Source organism: Devosia sp., from assembly GCF_034675085.1.
Classification (GTDB): Bacteria; Pseudomonadota; Alphaproteobacteria; order Rhizobiales; family Devosiaceae; genus Devosia.
Map to the genome: position 1 here is coordinate 1 of NZ_JAUCDN010000450.1, position 1,934 is coordinate 1,934.

At 67.6% G+C, this 1,934-nt stretch carries 2 protein-coding genes; one reads left to right on the forward strand and one right to left on the reverse strand.

The features are described from left to right. Positions 1-571, forward strand: a 571-nt coding sequence (locus VDP82_RS17585) for an SH3 domain-containing protein (RefSeq protein ID WP_323016111.1), incomplete at its 5' end; no start/stop codon positions are given. 23 nt (positions 572-594) lie between these two features. On the opposite strand, the gene VDP82_RS17590 is transcribed toward VDP82_RS17585, so the two are convergent. Next, positions 595-1,809 (reverse strand): GGDEF domain-containing protein, encoded by a 1,215-nt coding sequence (locus VDP82_RS17590; protein WP_323016112.1) that lies wholly within the window; start codon positions 1,807-1,809, stop codon positions 595-597. Between the last annotated feature and the right edge of the window lie 125 nt (positions 1,810-1,934).

Below are 1,934 nucleotides of genomic sequence, written 5' to 3' on the forward strand. Positions count from 1 at the left end.
GCTCGATGGCGCGCGGGAGGCGGCCGCGCCGCTCCTCAAAACCTGCGCCGGCCAGGCGGTTGCGAGCGCGCCGCTCTGCCATATCGGGGCCTGGTCCGCCGATACCGACCCGGACGGGACCAATGTGCGCGCCGGCCCGGGCACGGATTATCCAGTGATCGGCCGGCTGCCATCCCTCCTGGAAACGGATGACGACTTCGCCGCCGAGGTGTCCATCGTCGGCGCGCAGGACGGATGGTTCCGCATCGAGCAGGCGACGATCAATAACTACGGCTCCGAAACCGGGCCGGACGTGGTCTTTGCGGGAGAGGGATGGGTGTCGGGCCGCCTTCTCGGCCTCTCGATGGAGGGGAGCGCGCTTTTTGCCCAACCCTCCCGTCATGCGCCCATGGTGCTCGACCTCGATGACGCGCCCGAGCGGCGCCAGGGCCCCGATTATATCGGGCCGCAGGTCGAACGCCTTTATGCCTGCATGGGCAATTGGGTGGAGGTGGAGGTGAGCGATCTCGGCCAGCGTTTTCGCGGCTGGACGGACGACACCTGCGCCAACCAGGTAACCACCTGCCCGTGACGGGCGGGGGAACCCGCCTGGGCCTAGGCCTTCGCCATGCGGGATCTGGCCTGCCGGGCGGGCGGGGGCGCGGCGACGCGCTTGAGGGGCGGGGGAAGCAGGGAGAAGCCGTTCCGGCCCTCGGACTTGACCGAATAGAGCGCCTTGTCGGCGCGGCAGAACACGGCATCGGGATCGTCGGCGGTCTGGCGCGACCAGATGGACGCCCCGATGCTGCAGGAGAGCGGCAGCTCGCGCCCGCCATAATGCATGGGGTGGGCGGCGAAGCTCTCGAGAATGCGCTTGCCCAGCGCCCGCGCCTCCGGGGCCGAGGAGTCGGGCACGATGATGCAGAACTCGTCGCCCCCCAGCCGCATCATCAGCCCGGTCTCGCCCAGGCAGGTGCGCGCGATGGCGGCGAAATGGCGGAGATAGGTGTCCCCGCCCTTGTGGCCGAGCTGGTCGTTCACCGCCTTGAAATGGTCGAGGTCGAGCAGCAGCAGGGCATAGGGCCGGCCGCCGCGGGCGGAGCGCGCATTGGCCAGGGCAAGCTCCTGGTCGAATTTCCGGCGGTTCCACAGCCCCGTCAGCGGATCGAGATTGCTCAGCTCGACGACGTCGTTGCGCAGCCGCTCTATGGTCATCACGGCAAAGCCGAAATTCCACAGTATGCCGCAGAAGATCACCCCCAGCATGGTGGCGGCGGCGATGGGAGAGGCGCCGTCCGTGGGGAAGACGCCGAGCAGGATGCCGATATTCATGCCGGTGACCACGGCATGGCCGGCCAGGCCCACGCCGATGCCGGCGCAGGTCAGCCACGCCCCGGCCGCGCGCCGCGATCCGCACAGGACCAGCCCGATGCTCAGGGCCATGGGGACGGACTGGCCCAGGGCATAGACGATGGAGATGGCGCCCTCATTGCCGAAGAAGACGGCGGTGAGCAGGACGCTGAGTGTGGTGAAGGCGGCGATCATCGGCCAGCCCTGCGACTGGCCGTTGAACCGGCGCAGCCCGCTCCAGAGCAGCCAGAAGCCGAGCAGGATCGTGCCATTTCCCAGGATGGCGGGAAGGATGGGGAATGCGACCATGTGCTGGAAGGGAAGCAGCGCGCCGCCCGCCGCAATCAGCCCGCAGGCCGCGCACCAGAGCCACCCCGCCGCGAAATCCCGGTATCGCGAGGCGATGGAGGCCCAGACGATAGCCAGTGCGAAGGCCACCAGGACGATGGTGACATAGAGCGTGAAGAAATCGAGCAACATGGTGCCGAGGCTTAAACGAGCCCCGTTATGAATCCATAACCGGGCATCGTTAGCGCCTCGGCAAAGGCGCCGTTCAAATTTTAACCATCGCGGTCAGCCCCGCGGCTCTTTTGCCGAGAAAAATC